Source organism: Halomonas almeriensis, from assembly GCF_030409235.1.
GTDB classification, from domain to species: Bacteria; Pseudomonadota; Gammaproteobacteria; order Pseudomonadales; family Halomonadaceae; genus Halomonas; species Halomonas almeriensis.
Map to the genome: position 1 here is coordinate 401,585 of NZ_JAUFPO010000006.1, position 20,651 is coordinate 422,235.

General features: G+C 62.8%; 17 protein-coding genes and 1 pseudogene. 10 read left to right on the forward strand and 8 right to left on the reverse strand.

Translation table 11 applies throughout. From position 1 onward, the window contains the following. Positions 1-132 precede the first annotated feature (132 nt). Together QWY74_RS05760 and QWY74_RS05765 are read left to right on the forward strand one after the other, a co-directional pair. The gene (locus QWY74_RS05760; protein WP_264825261.1) at positions 133-687 is read left to right on the forward strand and encodes a L,D-transpeptidase family protein; all 555 of its coding nucleotides are present in this window, start codon (positions 133-135) and stop codon (positions 685-687) included. 209 nt (positions 688-896) lie between these two features. Beyond that, entirely contained in the window at positions 897-1,160 is a 264-nt protein-coding gene (locus QWY74_RS05765; RefSeq protein ID WP_264825136.1) for an Lpp/OprI family alanine-zipper lipoprotein, read from the forward strand. A gap of 116 nt (positions 1,161-1,276) precedes the next feature. Here the strand turns inward: QWY74_RS05765 and QWY74_RS05770 are convergent, their stop codons facing one another. Next, entirely contained in the window at positions 1,277-2,422 is a 1,146-nt protein-coding gene (locus QWY74_RS05770; RefSeq protein ID WP_290313972.1) for a L,D-transpeptidase family protein, read from the reverse strand. 119 nt (positions 2,423-2,541) lie between these two features. Beyond that, on the reverse strand, positions 2,542-5,988 hold the full coding sequence (gene mfd / locus QWY74_RS05775; RefSeq protein ID WP_264825138.1) for a transcription-repair coupling factor: 3,447 nt from the start codon (positions 5,986-5,988) through the stop codon (positions 2,542-2,544). A gap of 181 nt (positions 5,989-6,169) precedes the next feature. Here mfd and QWY74_RS05780 point away from each other — a divergent pair, with 181 nt between their 5' ends. The 8 genes from QWY74_RS05780 to nqrM all read left to right on the forward strand — a co-directional run bounded on the left by QWY74_RS05780 (position 6,170) and on the right by nqrM (position 14,331). After that, on the forward strand, positions 6,170-7,633 hold the full coding sequence (locus tag QWY74_RS05780) for a glyceraldehyde-3-phosphate dehydrogenase (protein WP_264825139.1): 1,464 nt from the start codon (positions 6,170-6,172) through the stop codon (positions 7,631-7,633). Positions 7,634-7,925: 292 nt separating this feature from the next. Next, positions 7,926-9,275, forward strand: a complete 1,350-nt coding sequence (locus QWY74_RS05785) for a Na(+)-translocating NADH-quinone reductase subunit A (protein WP_290313973.1) — start codon at positions 7,926-7,928, stop codon at positions 9,273-9,275. Next, complete coding sequence (locus QWY74_RS05790; RefSeq protein WP_264825141.1) at positions 9,275-10,501, forward strand: NADH:ubiquinone reductase (Na(+)-transporting) subunit B; 1,227 nt, start codon at positions 9,275-9,277, stop codon at positions 10,499-10,501. The genes QWY74_RS05785 and QWY74_RS05790 overlap by 1 nt, the downstream gene beginning before the upstream one ends. Continuing rightward, a complete protein-coding gene (locus QWY74_RS05795; RefSeq protein WP_264825142.1) occupies positions 10,501-11,313 on the forward strand; it encodes a Na(+)-translocating NADH-quinone reductase subunit C in 813 nt (270 codons plus the stop codon). The genes QWY74_RS05790 and QWY74_RS05795 overlap by 1 nt, the downstream gene beginning before the upstream one ends. Before the next feature lie 2 nt (positions 11,314-11,315). Further along, entirely contained in the window at positions 11,316-11,984 is a 669-nt protein-coding gene (locus QWY74_RS05800) for an NADH:ubiquinone reductase (Na(+)-transporting) subunit D (RefSeq protein WP_264825143.1), read from the forward strand. Between the two features lies 1 nt (position 11,985). Then, positions 11,986-12,603, forward strand: a complete 618-nt coding sequence (gene nqrE / locus QWY74_RS05805) for an NADH:ubiquinone reductase (Na(+)-transporting) subunit E (RefSeq protein WP_264825144.1) — start codon at positions 11,986-11,988, stop codon at positions 12,601-12,603. Between the two features lie 70 nt (positions 12,604-12,673). Then, positions 12,674-13,906 carry an NADH:ubiquinone reductase (Na(+)-transporting) subunit F gene (gene nqrF, locus QWY74_RS05810; RefSeq protein ID WP_264825145.1) on the forward strand — a complete coding sequence of 411 codons (1,233 nt, stop codon included), beginning with the start codon at positions 12,674-12,676 and terminating at the stop codon, positions 13,904-13,906. Positions 13,907-14,073: 167 nt separating this feature from the next. Next, the gene (gene nqrM / locus QWY74_RS05815) at positions 14,074-14,331 is read left to right on the forward strand and encodes a (Na+)-NQR maturation NqrM (RefSeq protein ID WP_264825146.1); all 258 of its coding nucleotides are present in this window, start codon (positions 14,074-14,076) and stop codon (positions 14,329-14,331) included. Between the two features lie 92 nt (positions 14,332-14,423). Here nqrM and QWY74_RS05820 read toward each other — a convergent pair. The 6 genes and pseudogenes from QWY74_RS05820 to leuS form a co-directional block, all read right to left on the reverse strand. Further along, positions 14,424-14,735 (reverse strand): annotated as a pseudogene (locus tag QWY74_RS05820) (DUF488 domain-containing protein); the annotation flags it as partial. Between the two features lie 91 nt (positions 14,736-14,826). Further along, a complete protein-coding gene (locus QWY74_RS05825) occupies positions 14,827-15,792 on the reverse strand; it encodes a PA2778 family cysteine peptidase (protein ID WP_264825147.1) in 966 nt (321 codons plus the stop codon). A gap of 13 nt (positions 15,793-15,805) precedes the next feature. Further along, positions 15,806-16,195, reverse strand: coding sequence for a PA2779 family protein (locus QWY74_RS05830; protein ID WP_264825148.1), 390 nt, complete (start codon positions 16,193-16,195; stop codon positions 15,806-15,808). Between the two features lie 143 nt (positions 16,196-16,338). Then, complete coding sequence (holA, locus tag QWY74_RS05835) at positions 16,339-17,397, reverse strand: DNA polymerase III subunit delta (protein WP_264825149.1); 1,059 nt, start codon at positions 17,395-17,397, stop codon at positions 16,339-16,341. A gap of 4 nt (positions 17,398-17,401) precedes the next feature. After that, entirely contained in the window at positions 17,402-17,899 is a 498-nt protein-coding gene (locus QWY74_RS05840) for an LPS-assembly lipoprotein LptE (protein ID WP_264825150.1), read from the reverse strand. A gap of 21 nt (positions 17,900-17,920) precedes the next feature. Continuing rightward, a complete protein-coding gene (leuS, locus tag QWY74_RS05845) occupies positions 17,921-20,503 on the reverse strand; it encodes a leucine--tRNA ligase (protein WP_264825151.1) in 2,583 nt (860 codons plus the stop codon). Positions 20,504-20,651 lie beyond the last annotated feature (148 nt).

Genomic DNA, 20,651 nt, shown 5'->3' on the forward strand with positions numbered 1-20,651 from the left:
GTGCCACATCTGTCGAGGAATCCGATTGTGACGAGCTCCACTCTGCCCCGTTTTGTTCCGCTACGCTCTGGCATATGGCTGGCCAGTCTCTGTGTACTCCTGCTTGCCAGCGGTATCGCTCGGGGCGAACTGATGAAGTCCGTGGCGGCCTACCAGGGCCCCATGGATGAGCTGCTGGCTCAAGCGGCGGCGCCGCGTTACGCCAATGAGGTCTGGGTGCTGGTCGATGATCAGGCGTCGACGTTAAGCCTTTACCGCGGTGAGCGCCTGCTGGAGCGCTTCTCGCCGGTGTCCCTGGGGCGCGGTGGGGCCGAGCCCCAGCGCCTGCGTGGCAGTCGCAAGACACCGCTGGGCGAGTTCCGGGTCAGCCGCTTCAATTTCGAGAGCAAGTTCCACACCTTTATCGGTCTGGATTACCCGACGCCTCTGCACGCCCGCATGGCGCTGCAGTCCGGCGTGTTCAGCGAGCAGGACTACGATGATTACTTCGCCCATTACCGTCGCCATGGGCAGCCACCCCAGTCGACCGTGCTGGGCGGCTACATCGGGATTCATGGGGTCGGGGTAGCCGACCCGGAGATCCATAGCCGCTTTCACTGGACAGAAGGCTGTGTGGCTGTCACCGATGCCCAGATCGACACACTGTCGTCGCTGGTCGACATTGGCACCAGAGTCGTCATCCGCTAGGCTTTGCCCTGCATCTGGAGCGGTCCGCCGGTTCCGAGACCCTGTTGTGAAAACAGTGTTTGACTTCTTCGGCGTCAGGCGTAATGTTGCGCTGAAGAGGTCGCTGCGTTGCAAGGCGTAGTCGTACTTCCCGTTGCCCCGCATGGCGGGCTGCCTGCTTCGGCAGGCACACTTAAAAGTCGTTCAAGGCAAGTTCCAAGGAGAACCCCATGACTCTCAAGACAACTCTGAAGCTGTCTGCCGCCGCCGCCTCTCTGGCCATCCTGGCCGGTTGTGCCTCTTCCGGCGCCCTGGAAGAAGTCCGCAGCACCGCCGAATCCGCCAAGGCTGATGCCGCGGAAGCGCGCAGCATCGCCAGCGAGGCGCAGAACACTGCCAACCAGGCCCAGCGCCAGGCTGAGCAGGCTCTGCAGATGTCTCAGAAGAACCGCGAAGAGATGAACCGCATGTTCGAGCGTTCCATGCGCAAGTAATCGTGTGCGATGCCGCCTTGTGCGGCGCGTCATGATGACAGAAACCCCGCCATTCGGCGGGGTTTCTGTTTTCGTGCGGGGTCGCCGGCATGCGCTTGGTGCATGCCGGCGGATGGTCAGGCCTCATCCGTGTTGCCGCTGGCCGGTTCGCTGTCGTCCGGGTTGTCCTCGCCCGAGGGGGCAGGTTGGCCGGCGAATTCCAGATGGTTATGAAATCCCGGTATCGCATACTCCAGTTGCAGCTCATCCAGGAAGGGGCCGGGCTGCGGGACAGGCTCAGGCGGCTCGGGCGGCTTCGGAGCCTCCAGCACCACCGGCATGCCACTGGGTACCTCGACCACCTCGCGGAGACGTCCGTAATCGACGTCGTAGTCCCTGTCCGCCAGGGCGGCCTGCACTTCCGAGAGTGCCTCGGTGACCCGCTGGATGGTCGTGCCCTGCTTGTCATCCAGATAGGGATAGGCCTGGACATGGAGCTTGTCGTCGGCCCAGCCGATCTTGAAGTTGTCGTTGATGATGCGCACCCGGGTGCCCACTCCGACCTGACCAAAGAGGTGTTCGACATCCCCGGGCAACATGCGCACGCAGCCATGCGATACACGCATGCCCACGCCTTCCGGTCGATTGGTGCCGTGAATCAGGTAGCCGGGAATGCCCAAGCGCATCTTGCGCGTGCCCAGCGGGTTTTCCGGACCGGCCGGTACCACATCGGGCAGCGGGTCGCCGGCTTCGGCGTGCTCCTGGCGAATCGACTCGGGCGGATACCAGGCGGGGTTCTTGACCATCTGGGTGATGGTGGTATCGCCCAGCGGGGTTTCCCAGTCCTGGCGACCGACGCCCAGCGGGTAGGACTGGACGGTGCGCGGTTCACCGTCCTCGACCGGCGGATAGTAGTAGAGGCGCATCTCGGCGACATTGATGACAATGTCCTCGCGCGGGGCATCCGGCAGGATGAAGGCCCCCGGGATCCTGACCTCGGTGCCTTCGCCGGGGTACCAGACACTCACCTCCGGGTTGGCGCGCACCATGGCGCGATAGCCGATGCCGTGCTCATGGCCGATATCGATCAGGGTGTCTTCCTCTTCGGCCTCAATAGTGGTGACTTCACCGATCAGGTCGCCCGTCTTGGGAAGCCGGTAATGCCCGGTGGGCAGGCTGTCCTCGGCGGCCAGGGAGGGCGCCGCCAGGCTGCCCAGGGCAATGGCCAGCGCCAGGCGGGTTCCTGGGCCGCGCCGCGTCACGGGTCGAATTGCTGTCATCATGGTTGCTCGCCGTTATTCGAAGCCAGAGGCTGTCGCGGCCCGTGAGCGTGTGCCACGGACCTGTTTTGGAGTGACCGGCCGGCGAAAAAGTTCGGGGCCGTAGTTAAAGCCAGCAGCGGTCATGCCGCCTTTGCCTTGCCGTTGAGCAAGCTTAACAGGCTCTCGACGAAGGCAAAGCGTTGCGTCTCGTCCGCCATCTCGGCCGAGAAGCGCAACGTATCGGCGCCTTCCAGCCGATAGGTCGCGGGGTCCTGCTGAATCAGCTCCACCAGTGCCAGGGGGTCCACCGGGGTCTGGCTGGAGAAGGTGACGCGGCCCCGCTCGGCCCCGGCTTCGAGCCGGATGATCCCCAGGCTCTCGGCGCGTTGTCGCAGTTGGGTTTGACGCAGCAGCGTCTTGACCGAGTCCGGCAGCAGACCAAAGCGGTCGATCATCTCGACCTGCAGCTCCTTCAATTCGGCCTCGTTCTCGGCATGACTGATGCGCTTGTACATGACCAGACGCTGCTGCACGTCATGCAGATAGTCGGCCGGAATCAACGCCGGCAGGTTAAGGCTGATCTCGACGCCTTCGTTCAGCGGAGCTTCGATATTGGCCGTTCTGCCTTCGCGGATCGCCTTCACGGCGCGGTCCAGCATCTGCATGTAGAGGCTGTAGCCCAGCGCCTCCATCTGGCCGCTCTGCTCATCGCCGAGCAGCTCACCGGCGCCGCGAATCTCCATGTCGTGGCTGGCCAGGGTAAAACCGGCCCCCAGATCCTCGGCCTGGGCGATGGCTTCCAGTCGCTTGGTGGCATCGCGGGTCATGGCACGGGGCGGCGGGGTGAGCAGATAGGCATAGGCCTGGTGGTGGCTGCGCCCGACTCGCCCCCGCAACTGGTGGAGCTGGGCCAGGCCAAACTTGTCGGCCCGCTGGATGACGATGGTGTTGGCACTGGGCACATCGATGCCGGTCTCGATGATGGTCGAGCACACCAGTACATTGAAGCGCTTGTGATAGAAGTCAGACATCACACGTTCCAGGGAACGCTCCGGCAACTGCCCGTGGGCCACCCCGACCCGGGCGTCGGGCACCAGTTCGCGGACGGTCTGGGCCGCGGTCTCGATGGTCTTGACCTCGTTGTGCAGGAAGTAGACCTGGCCGCCACGCAGGATCTCGCGCAGGATGGCTTCCTTGATCACGGCCTCGTCGCGCTGCTGGACGAAGGTCTTGACCGAGAGGCGGCGGGCCGGCGGGGTGGCGATGATCGACAGGTCGCGGATGCCGCTCATGGCCATGTTCAGAGTACGCGGAATGGGCGTGGCGGTCAGCGTCAGAATATCGACCTCGGCCCGCAACTGCTTGAGACGCTCCTTCTGGGCTACGCCGAAACGGTGCTCCTCATCAATGATCAACAGGCCCATGTTGGCGAATTTCATCGATTTGGAGAGCAGCTTGTGAGTGCCGATGACAATGTCGGCGCGGCCATCCTCGATGCGCTGCATGGCGGCGCTCTGGCCCTGGCCGCCGGTGAAGCGCGAGACCAGTTCGATATGGATGGCGGTGTCCGCGAAGCGATCGCGGAAGTTCTCGTAGTGCTGGCGGGCCAGCAGGGTGGTGGGCACCAGAACCACCACCTGACGCTCGGAGTGCACAGCGAGAAAGGCCGCCCGCATGGCCACTTCGGTCTTGCCGAAGCCGACATCGCCGCAGACCACGCGATCCATGGGGCGTGGCGCCGTCATGTCGCCGACCACCGCCTCGATGGCGGCACGCTGATCCGGGGTTTCCTCGAACGGAAAACTCCCGGCGAAGCGCGCGTACTCGCTGTCCGGCATGGCACAGGCGAAGCCTTCACGGGCTTCCCGGCGGGCGTAGACGTCCAGCAGCTCGGCGGCGGTATCGCGAATCTTCTCGGCGGCCTTTTTCTTGGCCTTGTCCCATTGCTCCGAGCCGAGGCGGTGCAGCGGGGCCAGCTCGTCGTCCACGCCGGCATAGCGGGAGATCATGTGCAGGCTGTCGACCGGCACATACAGTTTCGCGCCATCGGCGTATTCCAGGCTGACGAATTCGGCTGCCTGACCGCTGGCCTCGATGGTTTCCAGGCCCTGGTAGCGCCCCACACCATGCGCCTGGTGAACGACGGGCGCGCCGGGGCGAAGCTCCGAGAGATGTCGAATGGCCAGCTCGTCGTTGTCGGTGGCCTTTTCGCGTCGCCGGCTCTGGCGGACCACCTCGCCGAACAGCTCGCTCTCGCTGATCACCGCCAGGTCCGGCTCCTCGAGCCACAGCCCGGCGTCGATGGCGCCTTCGGTGATCGCCAGGCGTCCGCCGCCCCTAAGGAAGGCGGGGAAGTCCTCGACATGCGGCAGGTCCAGGCGCAGGGGCGCCAGGGTTTCCTCAAGGGCCTCGCGCCGGCCACGGGATTCGGCCACGAACAGCACCCGGGTCGGGTGCTCGTCGAGGAAGCGCGACAGCGAGGCCAGCGGCTCCCGGGCCCGGGCATTGATGGTGACCTCGGGAACCGGCCGTGCCGCCGCGGCGATGGCGTGGGCGTGCTGGGGGTCGTCGGTCAGCTCTACGCGCGGGTATTGCTTGATGGCCGCGAAGATCTCGGCCACCGGCACGAAGGCGCGGTGTGGGGGAAGCAGCGGTCGGGTCGGGTCGACACCGAGGTTCTCGTAGCGACTCTCGATGGCCGCCCAATGATGTTCGGCGGCATTAAAGACGCCGGGCGTCAGGGCAACCCGGGATTGATCGGCCAGGTGGTCGAAGAGGGTGGCGGTCTCTTCGAAGAACAAGGGCAGGTACTGCTCCAGGCCCGGGGAGGGGATGCCCTTGAGGGCGTCCACATAAAGCGGGCACTGACGCGGATCGACATCGAAGAGTGTTTCAAAGCCCTCCCGGAAGCAGGCGATGGCATTGCGCGACAGCGAATACTCATGGGCCGGCAGCAGATCGAGACGTTCGATCCTGTCCTGGCTGCGCTGGGTGTCGGGATCGAAGTGGCGCAGGGTGTCGATCTCGTCGTCGAACAGATCGATACGTAGCGGCGCTTCATGGCCCATCGGGTAGAGGTCAATGAGAGCGCCGCGCAGGGCGAATTCCCCGGGCTCGAAGACCGTCTCCACGGCCCGGTAGCCGGCACGCGACAACCGCACGCGAAATTCTTCACGGTCCAAGTTCATGCCGACCTCGAGGGTCATGACGCGCCCGGCAATATAGTCGACCGGCGGCAGTCGTTGCATCAGGGTGTTGATGGGCACCAGCACGATGCCGTGCTCACCTTCCTGTAGGCGCCGCAGGGTATGGAGACGCGCCGAGACGATATCCTGGTGGGGGGAAAAGCTGTCGTAGGGCAGGGTTTCCCAGTCCGGAAAGGGCAGAACCGGCAGATGTGAGTAGAAGGCCAGGTCGCCTTCCAGGCGCTGGGCGGCGGCCGTGTCGGCGGTGATGACCAGCAAGGGGGCATCCTGGGCCAGGTTGGCGAGCGCCAGGGCTGTGGCGCTGCCCGGGGGTGTCTGCCAGTAGAGTGTGTCACGCAGCCCTTGGGGACGACGAGGGTTGAGTGGCGAAAAGGTCGTCATGGTGTCTGTCGCGTCATTTCGAATGGATCGGTGTCGGCATCATACCAGCCCGGCCGCTGATGTAGTGAAACGCTCAGTGTTGTAATCCGTCTACATCGCCTGCGACCATCCCGCAATTGCTCTTGATGCGCCAGCCTCGGATAATGCCTTTGATTTTCCATCCCCGACCAAGAGGCCTCACGTGAGTCAGCAATCCCTCGATACCGTCTTCCAGGAGTGGCACGACAACCAGGCGGTTGCCGAGCAGATGATCCCGTTGATCGGCAGCCTCTACCGCCGCAACAACGTGGTTACCACCATGTTCGGGCGTTCCCTGTTCAACCGCAGCGTCATCCGCATCCTCAAGGATCACCGTTTTGTCCGCAAGATCGAGGGCACCGAGCTTTCCGTTCAGGACACCTTTCCGCTGATTCAGGCCATGAACTCCCTCAACCTGGGCCCGGCCCATGTCGACGTGGGCAAGCTGGGCGTGGCCTTCAAGCGCCGTGGCGGCGGCGATGCCGAGGCCTTTCTGCGCGAGGAGCTGGCCGAGATCATCGATGCCCATGACCCGGATGCCGGCACCGGCGAGCCTAAGGATGTGGTGCTCTATGGCTTCGGTCGCATCGGCCGTATCCTGGCGCGGGTCCTGGTCGAAAAGGCCGGTGGCGGCAACCTGCTGCGCCTCAAGGCGATTGTCGTGCGCGGCCGCGGGGACATCGCCAAGGACCTGGAGAAGCGTGCAAGCCTGCTTCGGCGCGACAGCGTCCATGGCCCCTTCGACGGCACCATCAGTGTGGATGTCGAGTCGCGGACCCTGACCGCCAACGGCAACGTCATCAAGGTGGTCTATGCCGACTCGCCGGCCGAGATCGACTACACCGAGTACGGCATCGACAATGCCGTCGTGGTCGACAACACCGGCATCTGGCGCGACGCGGAAGGCCTGGGTCAGCACCTGGCCTGCAAGGGGGTGGCCAAGGCGCTGTTGACGGCGCCGGGCAAGGGTGATGTGAAGAACATTGTCTATGCCATCAATCATCAGGACATTACCGCCGATGATCGCATCATCTCGGCTGCCTCCTGCACCACCAATGCCATCGTGCCGGTGCTCAAGGTGCTCAACGACGAGTTCGGCATTGCCCACGGCCACGTCGAGACCGTGCACTCCTATACCAACGACCAGAACCTGATCGACAACTACCACAAGGGTGACCGGCGTGGCCGCAGTGCGCCGCTCAACATGGTGTTGACCGAGACCGGCGCGGCCAAGGCGGTGGCCAAGGCGCTGCCGGAGCTGGATGGCAAGCTGACCGGCAACGCCATTCGTGTGCCGACGCCCAATGTCTCCATGGCGATCCTCAACCTGACGCTGGACCGGGACACCGACGTCGAGGCGCTGAATGATTACCTGCGGCGCATGTCCATTGCCTCCGATTACCAGAAGCAGATTGATTTCGTCGACTCCCCCGAGGTGGTCTCCACCGATTTCGTGGGCAACCGCCATGCCGGCATCGTCGATGCCCAGGCCACCATCGCCAATGGCAAGCATGTGGTGCTGTATGTCTGGTACGACAACGAGTTCGGTTACAGCTGTCAGGTGATCCGCATCCTCCAGCAGGTCTCCAACGTCAACTTCCTCAAGCTGCCGCGCGCCGAGGCATGAATCGGCCTCCCGCCCCGGCATTTACCGGGGCGGTCATTCCCTTCCAACCTCCCAGGCTGGCGACGCCCGGCGCCCGGCCGCGTTCATGATTGTCGCCAACCGACGTCACGATACCCCTTTTGCGACCTTCGGTCGGTAGTCATCGGACTGGCTTCTCTTTATAATATCTATGATTTTCGGGGTGGTCCGAGCATGTCTCGGGCCTGACTGGTAACATTCTGACAACCAATAGAATCTGAACCCATTCTTACCCCTTTCCTTCGTTTATCCGATCCATCAACTGGGCGAGACTATGATCGAAGTCAAGAAAGGCCTGGATCTCCCCATCACGGGGGCCCCGGAGCAGCGCATCGAAGAGGCGCAGCCGGTCAACCACGTGGCCGTACTCGGTACCGACTATATCGGCATGAAGCCGACCATGGAGGTCCGGGAAGGGGACAAGGTCAAGCTGGGCCAGCTGCTCTTCACCGACAAGAAGACCGAGGGGGTGCGCTTCACGGCCCCGGCGGCCGGTGAAGTCGTGGCCATCAACCGTGGCGAAAAACGCAAACTGCTGTCGGTCGTCATCAGGGTCGACGACACCGAGGAGGAAGTGTCCTTCACGGCTCACGGCCGCGACAAGCTGGAGTCCCTCGAGCGTCAGTCCGTGGTCGATCAACTGGTCGAGTCGGGCATGTGGACGGCCTTGCGCGGTCGCCCCTACTCGCGTACTCCGGCGCTGGATGCCGAGCCGGAGAACATCTTCGTCACGGCCATCGACACGCATCCGCTGTCGGCCGACCCTGCGTTGATCATAAACGAGCAGGCCGAGGCCTTCGAGGATGGTCTCAAGGTGCTCAAGCGCCTGACGTCCGGTCAGGTGTTTCTGTGTGGCTCACCGGATACGCCATTGCCGGGCGGCGACGTCAGTGGCGTCACCACCGAGACCTTTGCCGGGCCGCATCCGGCAGGGCTGGTGGGCACACATATCCATCATCTGTCGCCTGTGGCGCTGCACAAGTCGGTGTGGCACGTCGGCTATCAGGACGTCATTGCCATCGGCAAGCTGTTTGCCGAGGGCAGGCTCGATGTCAATCGCGTGGTGGCCGTCGGCGGACCCCGTGCCGAGCAGCCTCGCCTGCTGCGCACGCGCCAGGGCGCCAGCACTGAAGAGCTGCTCAAAGGCGAAGTCGTCGCCCCCGAAGATACCCGGGTGATTTCCGGCTCGGTGTTCTCGGGGTTCACGGCAGAGGGCAGCCTGCGCTATGTAGGGCGCTTCAACAGCCAGTTGAGCCTTCTCGAGGAGGGCAACAAGCGGACTCTGATGGGCTGGCTGTCGCCGGGCACTGACCGTCATTCCGTGATGGGAATCTACATCTCCAAGCTCAAGGGATTGACCAACTATGCACCGACCACGTCCACCAATGGCTCAGAGCGCGCCATGGTGCCGGTCGGGGCCTATGAGCAGGTGATGCCGCTGGACATTCTGCCCACGCAGCTGCTGCGTTCGTTGATTGTCGGTGACATCGAGACGGCCATGCAGCTTGGCTGTCTGGAGCTGGATGAGGAAGACCTGGCGCTGTGCACCTATGTGTGCCCGGGCAAATATGAATATGGCCCCATCCTGCGCGATAACCTCACCACCATTGAGAAAGAGGCCTGATGATGGGTATCCGACAAACACTCGACAATCTCGAGCCGCACTTCCACAAGGGTGGCAAGTACGAGCAGTTCTATCCGCTCTATGAGGCGGTGGACACCATCTTCTACACACCGCCCAGTGTCGCCAAGACCACGGCGCACGTGCGTGACGGCATCGACCTGAAGCGCATCATGATCACGGTCTGGCTGTGTACCTTCCCGGCCATGTTCTTCGGTATGTGGAATGCCGGCTGGCAGGCCAATATGGCGATCGCCGATGGTTTCGGTGCCGCCGGTGGCTGGCGGGAAGCCATTATCATGACGCTGGCCGGCGGGCATGACCCCGGTAGCCTCTGGAGCAACTTCCTGCTCGGTGCCACCTACTTCCTGCCCATCTATCTCGTGACCTTCGTGGTCGGCGGGTTCTGGGAAGTGCTGTTCGCCATCAAGCGTGGCCACGAGGTCAACGAGGGCTTCTTCGTCACCTCGGTGCTCTATGCGCTGATTCTGCCGGCCACCATTCCGCTGTGGCAGGTGGCCCTGGGTATCACCTTCGGTGTCGTGATCGGCAAGGAAATCTTCGGCGGTACCGGCAAGAACTTCCTCAATCCGGCCCTCACCGGGCGAGCCTTCCTTTATTTTGCCTATCCGGCCCAGCTCTCCGGTGATTCCGTCTGGGTGGCCGCGGATGGTTACACCGGCGCGACGGCGCTCTCTACCGCCTTTCAGAGTGGCATGAGCAGCCTGACCGAGAAGTTCAGCTGGTGGGATGCCTTCCTCGGCTTCATTCCGGGGTCGGTGGGTGAGACCTCGACGCTGGCGATCCTGATCGGGGCGGCGGTGCTGCTGTGGACCAAGATCGCCTCTTGGCGGATCATGCTGGGTGTTTTCCTGGGCATGGTGGTGACCAGCGGGCTGTTCAACTTGATGGGTTCCGACACCAATCCGATGTTTGCCATGCCCTGGTACTGGCACCTGGTGGTCGGCGGTTTCGCCTTCGGTATGGTGTTCATGGCCACCGACCCGGTGTCCGCCTCCATGACCCAGCAGGGGCGCCTGATCTTTGGCGCGCTGATCGGTGTCATGACCGTGCTGATTCGTGTGGTCAACCCGGCCTTTCCGGAAGGCATCATGTTGGCGATTCTCTTCGCCAACCTGTTTGCGCCCTTGATTGACCACTTCTTTGTACAGGCCAACATCAAGCGTCGTGAGCGGCGTACTGGTGATCCGGTCGGGGAGAATGCCTGATGGCACAGAGCAACAACTCCATCAAGAAGATCCTGACGGTGGCGTTTGCACTCTGCATTGTGTGCTCGATCATCGTTTCCACTGCGGCGGTGGCGCTGCGCTCCAAGCAGCAGCTCAATCAGGAGCTGGATCGCAAGACCAACATCCTAAAAGTCGCCGATCTTTATGAGCCGGGCGACGACGTAGCAGAAGAGTTCCAGAAGGTCACCCCAAAGGTGGTCGACCTGCGCACTGGCGAATACACCGACGAGTTCGATCCGAGCTCCTACAGCGGTTTTGAGGCCGCTCGTGATCCTGCCCAGTCGCGTACACTCTCTGGCGAGAAGGACATTGCCGGTTTGTCACGCCAGGAAAACTACAGCACGGTCTACCTGGTGGGCGACCCTCAGGACCCCGATCAGTTGATCGTGCCGATTCGCGGCCAGGGCCTTTGGGGGCTGATGCGCGGGTATCTCGCGGTGGAAGGTAACGGCAATACCATTGTCGGCATTACCTACTATTCGCACTCCGAGACGCCGGGCCTGGGCGCCAAGGTCGACACCACCCAGTGGAAGTCCAAGTGGGAAGGTAAGAAGATCTATAGCGAGAGCGATGACGTCGAGCCTGATATCGAGCTGGTCAAGGGCGGTGCCACCAAGAAAACGGAAGTCGACGCACTCTCCGGTGCCACGCTGACCAGCAACGGGGTCACTGACATGCTGGAATTCTGGCTCGGGCCCGAGGGCTTTGGTCCCTTCCTGGCCAAGTTCCGCAGTGGCATCGATCAGGAGGCCGTTAACACGGCTTCCGCCGACGAGACCGAAGGAGTCTGAAGATGTCTGAACCGAATGCCAAGAGCGTCCTGACGACGCCAATCTTCAAGAACAACCCGATTGCCCTGCAGATCCTTGGGATCTGTAGTGCCCTGGCGGTGACCAGCAGCATGAGCGTGTCGCTGGTCATGTCGTTGGCGGTGATCTTCGTGACGGCGTTCTCCAACTTCTTCGTCTCGTTGATTCGCCATCACATTCCGTCTTCCATCCGCATCATCGTGCAGATGACCATCATCGCCTCCCTGGTGATTGTGGTGGATCAGATTCTCAAGGCCTATGCCTATGAGATGTCCAAACAGCTTTCGGTCTTTGTCGGTCTGATCATCACTAACTGCATCGTGATGGGCCGCGCTGAGGGCTTTGCCATGACCAATTCGCCGGGAATGTCGCTGTTGGATGGTATCGGTAATGGTATCGGCTACGGCTTCATCCTGATGACCGTCGGCTTCTTCCGCGAGCTGTTCGGCTCCGGTACGGTCTTCGGTCTGACGGTCTTCGAAACCGTCTCCAATGGTGGCTGGTATCTGCCCAATGGCCTGATGCTGCTACCGCCCTCGGCGTTTTTCATCATTGGTCTGATCATCTGGGTACTGCGTGCTATCAATCCTGAGCAGATCGAGGAAAATGAGTTCGAGATGAAGGCCAACAGCCAGCCGAAGGAGGCCGTATAAAATGGAACACTATCTGAGCCTTTTCGTTGCCTCGGTATTTGTCGAGAACATGGCCTTGGCCTTTTTCCTTGGCATGTGCACCTTCCTGGCCGTGTCCAAGAAGGTCTCCTCGGCCTTTGGCCTGGGCATTGCCGTCATCGTGGTGCTGACCATCACCGTGCCGGTCAACAACCTGATCCTGAGCTATCTGCTGGGTGAGGGGGCGCTGACCTGGACCGGGATTCCCGGTGCCGCGAACATCGACCTGACCTTCCTCGGTTATCTTAGCTACATCGGCGTCATCGCGGCGATCGTTCAGATTCTCGAGATGTTTCTCGACAAGTATGTGCCGGCGCTCTACAACGCCCTCGGGGTCTTCCTACCGTTGATCACTGTGAACTGCGCGATCCTCGGTGCGACCCTGTTCATGTCCGAGCGTAACTACAACCTCGGCGAGTCCGTGATCTACGGCTTCGGTGCAGGGGTCGGCTGGGCGCTGGCGATCACCGCTCTGGCGGGGATCCGAGAGAAGCTCAAGTATAGCGACGTTCCCGCCTCGCTGCAGGGCTTGGGCATTACCTTCATAACGGTTGGCCTGATGTCGCTGGGCTTCATGTCCTTCTCCGGCATTCAAATCTGAGGTGAGTCGTGTTCTGTCGGTGGCCCGCGGGTCACCGGCAGCCAGACAACGCATGCAATAGGAAACCGACATGGTTGATACAACAGTCATATTGCTCGGTGTGATCATGTTCACCGTGGTCATCATCGGTCTGACGGCAGTGATCCTGGGCGCTCGCAGCAGGCTCGTGAGTACCGGGGATGTCGCCATCGAGATCAACGGGGATCCCGAGCACACACTAACGACTCAAGCGGGCGGCAAGCTGCTCAACACCCTGGCCGCCAACGGCATCTTCCTGTCCTCCGCCTGTGGTGGCGGTGGTTCCTGTGCCCAGTGCCGGTGCAGAGTCGAGGAGGGCGGTGGCTCCATCCTGCCCACCGAAGAATCGCACTTCACCCTGCGCGAAAAGAAGGAAGGCTGGCGCCTTTCCTGTCAGGTACCGGTCAAGCAGGACATGAAGATCGAGGTGCCCGAGGAGGTTTTCGGCGTCAAGAAGTGGGAATGCGAGGTCATCGAGAACCCCAACGTCGCCACCTTCATCAAGGAGCTCAACCTGCGGCTGCCGGAAGGCGAGGAAGTGGCATTCCGCGCCGGTGGTTATGTGCAGCTGGTGGCGCCGCCCTATGACATCAAGTTCTCCGATTTCGATGTCGAGGAAGAATATCGTGGTGACTGGGAGAAGTTCGGTCTCTTCGATGTGGCGCACAAGAACAACGAGGAAATCATCCGCGCCTATTCCATGGCCAACTACCCTGAAGAGAAGGGTATCCTCAAGTTCAACGTGCGGATCGCCACGCCGCCGCCCAACACCAGTCATCCGCCCGGCGTGATGTCGACCTATGTCTTCAGCCTCAAGCCCGGCGACAAGATCACGGTAATGGGGCCCTTCGGTGAGTTCTTTGCCAAGGACACTGATGCCGAGATGGTGTTCGTGGGTGGTGGTGCCGGTATGGCGCCGATGCGCAGCCACATCTTCGACCAGCTCAAGCGCCTGGATACCAAGCGCAAGATCAGCTTCTGGTACGGGGCTCGCTCCTGGCGCGAGACCTTCTACAATGAAGAGTATGACAAGCTGGCCGAAGAGCACGACAACTTCGAGTGGCACCTGGCGCTCTCCGATCCCCTGCCGGAAGACAATTGGGAAGGGGCGACAGGCTTCATCCACAATGTGCTGTACGAGGAGTACCTCAAGGACCATCCGGCCCCCGAGGACTGCGAGTACTACATGTGTGGACCGCCCATGATGAACGCCTCGGTGATCAAGATGCTGGTCGATCTTGGTGTCGAGCCGGAAAACATCATGCTCGACGACTTCGGCGGCTGACGCCGGGTCAGTGCGGGCCGGCCCCCGGGCCGGCCCTGCGCGACCGCCCGGTCGGGTATGCCGATAGTCAGGCTGTCGTTATACCCGACAGGGAGGTTAGGGGATCACAGGCGCCAAGCTGTGGTCCCAGATGAAAGACCCCTTCATTTTCCATCTGGAGCTGACCCATGAGTACTTTCCTGGTTGTTCTTGCCGTGATGCTGGTAATCATGGCCGCCATGGCCGTGGGCGTCATTCTCGGCCAGCGCCCCATTCAGGGATCCTGTGGTGGCCTTAACAACCTGGGCCTCAAGGAAGGCTGCGAGGTCTGTGGCGGCCAGGACAAGGTCTGCGAGGAAGAGAACCGCAAGCGCGGCGGTGTGCGTCGCAGCAGTGACGAGAATAGCGGCGCCGATCTGGGCTATAACGCCGGCCGTCGCGGCTGAGCCCACCCCATCCCCCTTTGGGTGCCATCAACATGAAAGCCCCGGCCATGACATGATCGGGGCTTCTTGCATGACGGCCTGTCTGCCCCGGGTCAGGGGGAGGCTGTTATCTCGTCACTGGCCTCCAGCGACTCTCCATTCAGGGCGGCCAGCACGGCCTCGCGGAGAATCGGCAGAAAGGATGCCTCAAGATCACGCGCCGCGGACAACAGCGTCAGGCGGCTCTGACGCGCCAGCCGCATCAAGGGCTCGAGACTGGCGGGGTTGTCGCGGAGTTCGCCGCGGTAACGGGTCGCGAAGACGCCGAAGTTGATCCCGCTCTCATGGTAAAAACGGCGCATGGCGAGTGACGGCGAGGCATCCCGGTACCAGTCGGTCAGCGCCAGGGATTTCCGTTGCTTGCCACGAGGCCAGAGTCAATCTACCAGCTGCCGAGCACCCTCATCCTGCTCGATGGGGTGATAGAGCCGCTTCATGGCGATGTCGCAACTCACGTCAGGTACTCCTTTGCTTTTGGCGTTGTTTCAATTCCTGCCGGGCCCGTTGTTGCCAGGGCCCGGATGTATCAGCGGCTTTCTCGAGGGCCTTTTGCGCCGCCGCATCACGGCCCTGAGCCTGTAACAGCAGGCCCAGGTTGAGCCAGGCTTCTCCCATGCCGGGGTTCCGGTCGGTGGCCTCGCGGAAGGCGTCGATGGCGGCCTCGACATGGCCGTTGGCGTATCTCGCGTTGCCCAGCGCGAAGTGGGCCATGGCCTGCTCCGGGTGGCGCTCGACGAGTGCCTGCCAGGCCGGCAGGGCGGCCACCGGGCCCTGGACTTCCGAGAAGTTGCTGATGGCCCGCAGGGCGGCATCGGGGTCGACGTGCTGCGGCATTTTCCCGGGCGTCAGGGCAGAGAAGCCCCAGCGCTGGCTGCGCGCCCAGGTGGCTTCGAAGCGAGCGAAACCGGTACGGCGTTGGGGTGTCATGCCACTGTGCAGAATGATCTGCTCAGCGGGCCGGTCATAGCCAATGGCCAGGGCATAATGCCATTCCGGCCACCACGGCAGGGAGAGGTTCTGCATCACGACCACCGGGCGGCCGGCATCCAGTTCTGCCAGCAGCCCCGCGAAACCGCCCTCGAGACGAAAGGGAATGCGACCATGGCGACGCACCGTCGCTAGCATCTCCGGCTGTACACTGCCCTGGCGGCCGGGCAGGAAGACCTGGGGGATCAGGTCGTCCACAGCAACGTCCACCCCACTGGCCGCCAGTGCCATGGCCAGAGAGGCTGGGCCGCACTGGTACTCACGTTGACCGTGGAAGGGTACGTCCTCTACGAACACCCGATCCGGCAGGCTTCGCGCGGCCTCGGCCGAGAGACTCGGCGTGGTCGCACAGCCCCCCAGGCTCACCATCAGCACCAGCAACGCGAAAACGCCCGCAAAGCGGGCGTCTCGCCTCTGCCGGAGCAGGTGATGCATGGGCTGGCGACGCTCAGCGGGTGAAGGGGTAAACATCGGTCAGGCCGAGGATGTCGGTGACCAGCAGAATGACGAAGGCGGCGAAGAGTGCGCCGACCACACTGGCGCCGGCCGGCATCTGATCGAGCCGCTCGGCCATTTCACTGACTTCGGCATCGGAGAGCGCGGCGAGCCGCGACTCGACTTCATCGGCATCCACCCCCTGCAGGGCCAGTTGACGCTGAACATCTTCCCGCGCCAGGACGTCATGAATGCGTTGCCGGTCGTCCTTCAGCGTTCTGGCGTCGAGAGCTTCCGCAGTACCGACCAGCTCGTTCTGCGAGGTGGCGGCCACCGCCGGCAGGCTTCCCAGCACCAGGGCTGCGATCAGCAGAGGGCTGATGAGGCGGCTGAGTCGTTTCATGATGAGTATCCTTCAATCGAATGGCAGTGGAGGTTGACGGCTCCTGTCGACCCCGGTCGAGACATCCATGTCGGCTGACTTGCACGATGAAGTGCCAGATTATAGCGGATGGCTGGCCGGATCAATCCGCGCCGGATGGCGGCTCAGGCCCCGATCCGATACGAAGAGGGCAGTTCCGCCAGCGGGCCACGGCCGCCTGCGAGCGTCAGCGCCAGATCATGCAGGCCGTCCCATAACGGAATGCTGCCGGCGCCCTTGATGGCAAGATCCAGGCGTTGTGCGAACAGCAACAGCTTGTGCAGGCGTTTCATGGGCAGTCGCTTGAGCGCCTGTTGGTAGGCCGGTCGGCGCTTGTCGAAGATCGGCGGTTTCTGCGCCTTGCAGGCATGCTCCAGACTCTGCCCCTGGTCCAGATGTTGCTGCAGCGAGAGCAGCAGGCGCAGCTCGCGGGTCAGGGCCCATAGCACGATGGGTGGTTCCACGCCCTCACCCCGCAGTCCGCTCATGATGCGCGAAACGCGCGACCGCTCGCCCTTCAGGCAGGCATCCAGCAGGGTAAAGACATCAAAGCGCGTGCTGTCCTCCACGCCGCCGGTGATCTGCTGCGGTGAGACCCGCGCCCCGGGGGGCAGCAGCAGGGCCAGCTTCTGCAGCTCCTGGTCCGCCGCGAGGAGATTCCCCTCGGTGCGCTCACCCAGCAGCCGGGCGGCATCCAGGTCGATGCTCAGGCCATGCCGGGACGCACGGTCGCGCAACCAGTAATGCAGCCGCGAGACATCCACCGGCCAGACCGGCACAAAGAGGCCTACCTTGTCGAGTGCCTTGAACCAGGCGCTCTTCTGTTCGCGATAGTCCAGTCGTGGCGAGGCCAGCAGCAGGATATTGTCACTGGCTGCCATGCCATCGGCATATTCCTTGAGGGCCTTGGCGCCTTCCTGTCCGGGCTTGCCGTTGAGGCGCACCTCGATGAGCTTGCGCGAGGCAAACAGCGACATGCTGGCGGCACTCTCGTTCAGGCGTCCCCAGGCAAAGTTGGCCTCCACGTGCAGCACTTCGCGTTCCTCGATGCCATCCCGGCGCGCCGCCTGGCGCACGGCATCGCAGGATTCCATGTGTTGCAGGGGCTCATCCCCTGCCACGATGATGGCAGGCGGCAGGGTCTGACTGAGGCTGGCCTCGAGCTTGTCGGCAAAGACCTTCATGGGCTCAGCCCCGAGGCTCGTCGAGCAGACGCAGCCGCTGCCAGAGACGTTCCAGGGCCTCGTCGCGAAGTCGCTGGCGGACGTCGCTGCGCTGCTCTTCGGCGGTCAGCAGGGCCTCGCTGCTCAGTGAATAGCGCTCCTGGACCGCCAGGCGCTGTTCCGGCAAGCGATAGGCCCCATCCTCGGTGCGTTGCACCGAAAAGGCGATCTCCAGGCGCATGTCATATTCCTGGTAACCGGCATTGAGCACACTGAGGCGTTGCTTGCTGAAGCGCTCGGGCCCCAGATTGAGGCGCAGCCGGGCGTCGTCGCCGATACTCACGCCGGCGGCGGTAAGCTGCTCGCGCACCTGCCGCGTGAAGGCTTCATCCCGGCCGTCCAAGTCCAGCCGGCGGAAGGGCAGGGCCCGGTTGCCCAGGCCACGGAGCTGGAAGCCGCAGCCCGCCAGCGCCATGCTGGCCACGGCGGCGAGAGAAAGGCGTAGCAGGTGACGACGCTGCATGGAAACTCCCTGGGTCATCGCTCAGCCGACGACGATATTGACCAGCTTGCCCGGCACTACGATCACCTTGCGAACGGTCTTGCCGTCGAGGTGGCGCTGAACATTCTCGTGATTCATGGCCTGGGACTCGATGCTCTCTTTGTCGGCATCCGCGGCGACCTCGAGGCGTGCCCTGAGCTTGCCGTTGACCTGCACCACCAGCTCGATGGTGTCGCGCGCTAGGGCGGATTCGTCGAGCCGTGGCCAGGAGGCATCTACCGCGGCCTCTTCATGACCCAGTTCTGACCAAAGGGCATGACAGACATGCGGCGTGATCGGCGACAACAGCAGCACGCAGGTCTCGATGGCTTCACGCGCCACGGCCAGCCCGCCGGTCGAGGTGTCGTCGAAGCGGCCCGCCGCATTGGCGAGCTCCATGACAGCCGCAATGGCGGTGTTGAAGGTGGTGCGCCGGCCGATGTCATCACTGGCCTTGTGAATGGTCTCGTGGGTCTTGCGGCGCAGCTCGCGTTGCTCATCGCTCAGCGATTCGCTTTCCAGCCTGCCGGGTTCACCCGCCGCCAGATGCTCGGCGACCAGTCGCCAGAGACGCTTGAGGAAGCGATGGGCGCCCTCGACACCGGAGTCCGACCATTCCAGTGACTGTTCGGGCGGAGCGGCGAACATCATGAATAGACGCACGGTATCCGCGCCGAAGCGATCGATCATGGCCTGCGGGTCGACGCCATTGTTCTTCGACTTGGACATCTTTTCAATGCCGCCCATTTCGACCGGTTGGCCGTCGGCGACCAGGGTGGCGTTGAGGGGACGGCCCTTGTCATCGCGACTGACTTCGACGTCGGCCGGGTTGAACCACTCCTTGCCACCATTGGCGGTGGGGCGGTAATAGGTTTCGGCAATCACCATGCCCTGGGTCAAGAGTCGCTGGAAGGGCTCATCGGTTTGGATTAGGCCGAAGTCACGCATCAGCTTGGTGAAAAAGCGGGCATAGAGCAAGTGCAGGATGGCGTGCTCGATGCCGCCGATGTACAGATCCACCGGCAGCCAGTAATCGGCGCGTTCGTCGAGCATGGCCGAGTCGTTGTCGGCACAGCAGAAGCGTGCGAAGTACCAGGAAGACTCCATGAAGGTGTCGAAGGTATCGGTCTCGCGTACCCAGCCGTCTCCCAGGTCGCTGAACTCGGGCATCTTCTTGAGCGGCGAGCCCGAGGCGTCGACGGTGACCTCGAGAGGCAGCGATACCGGAAGCTCGGCGTCGGACAGCGGCACCGTCTGGCCTTCGGGGCCGTATTTGACGGGAATCGGCGCGCCCCAGTAACGCTGGCGGGCTACCCCCCAGTCACGCAGCCGGTAGTTGGTCTTGACCTCGCCCCGCCCCATTTCTGACAGGCGCGCGGCGATGGCCTCGAAGGCCGCCTCGAAGTCAAGGCCATCGAATTCGCCCGAATTGATCAGCGCACCGGGCTCGACATGGGCACCGCTCGTGAGATCCGGCGTCCGGCCGTCGGCATCAGCGATGACCGGTTCGATGGGAACGCCATAACGGGTGGCAAACTCCCAGTCACGCTGGTCATGCGCCGGGACGGCCATGACGGCACCGGTGCCGAACTCCATCAGCACGAAGTTGGCCACATAGATGGGCAGCTCGCGGCCCGTCAGCGGATGCAGTGCCGAATAGCCGGTGGGCATGCCTTTCTTTTCCCGGGTGGCCAGCTCGGCCTCGGAGGTGCCGCCCTGTGCGCACTCCGCGAGGAAGTCGCCCAGCGCCGGATTGTCCGTGGCGGCCGAGCGGGCCAGGGGGTGATCGGCGGCCACCGCCATATAGGTCACGCCCATCAGGGTATCGGGCCGGGTGGTGTAGACCGACAGCGGTTCCAGGTCCGTGCCGTCGTTGGATCGAGTATCGAAGCTCAGCTCGACCCCGCGGGACTTGCCGATCCAGTTGCGCTGCATCGTCTTGACCTGCTCGGGCCAGTCGATGTTCTCCAGGTCGGCCAGCAGCTCCTCGGCATAGTCGGTGATCTTGAGGAACCACAAGGGGATTTCCTTGCGCTCCACCAGAGCGCCGCTGCGCCAGCCGCGTCCTTCAATGACCTGCTCGTTGGCCAGCACCGTCTGGTCGACCGGGTCCCAGTTGACGGTGGACATCTTCTTGTAGACCAGGCCCTGCTCGACCAGCTTGGTGAAGAACCACTGTTCCCAGCGGTAGTATTCGGCGTCGCAGGTGGCGAACTCACGGCTCCAGTCGTAGGCAAAGCCCAGCGACTTTAGCTGCTCGCGCATGGTATCGATGTTCTGGTGGGTCCAGCTGGCCGGCGGCACCTGGTTCTGGATGGCGGCGTTTTCCGCCGGCATGCCGAAGGCATCCCATCCCATGGGCTGCATGACATTGCGGCCCTGCATGCGCTGGTAACGCGATACTACATCACCGATGGTGTAGTTGCGCACATGCCCCATGTGCAGCTTGCCGCTGGGATAGGGAAACATCGACAGGCAGTAGAACTTCTCGCGACTGGCATCCTCAATCGCCTTGAAGCACTGATGCGTTTCCCAGAATCGTTGGGCATCGCGTTCGATCTCGAAGGGCTTGTATTGTGCGTCCATCGCTGTATTCGGTTACCTTGCTGGTCGGAGGCAACGCGGGTGTCGCTGCGCGCGTCAGCGGGTCGGTGTCGCACAAGGCCCTGTGGATCTGTGCGGCAGCGGTGGAATCCGCTTGATTCACCGACGGCGTGCCGTCTAAATGGAAAAT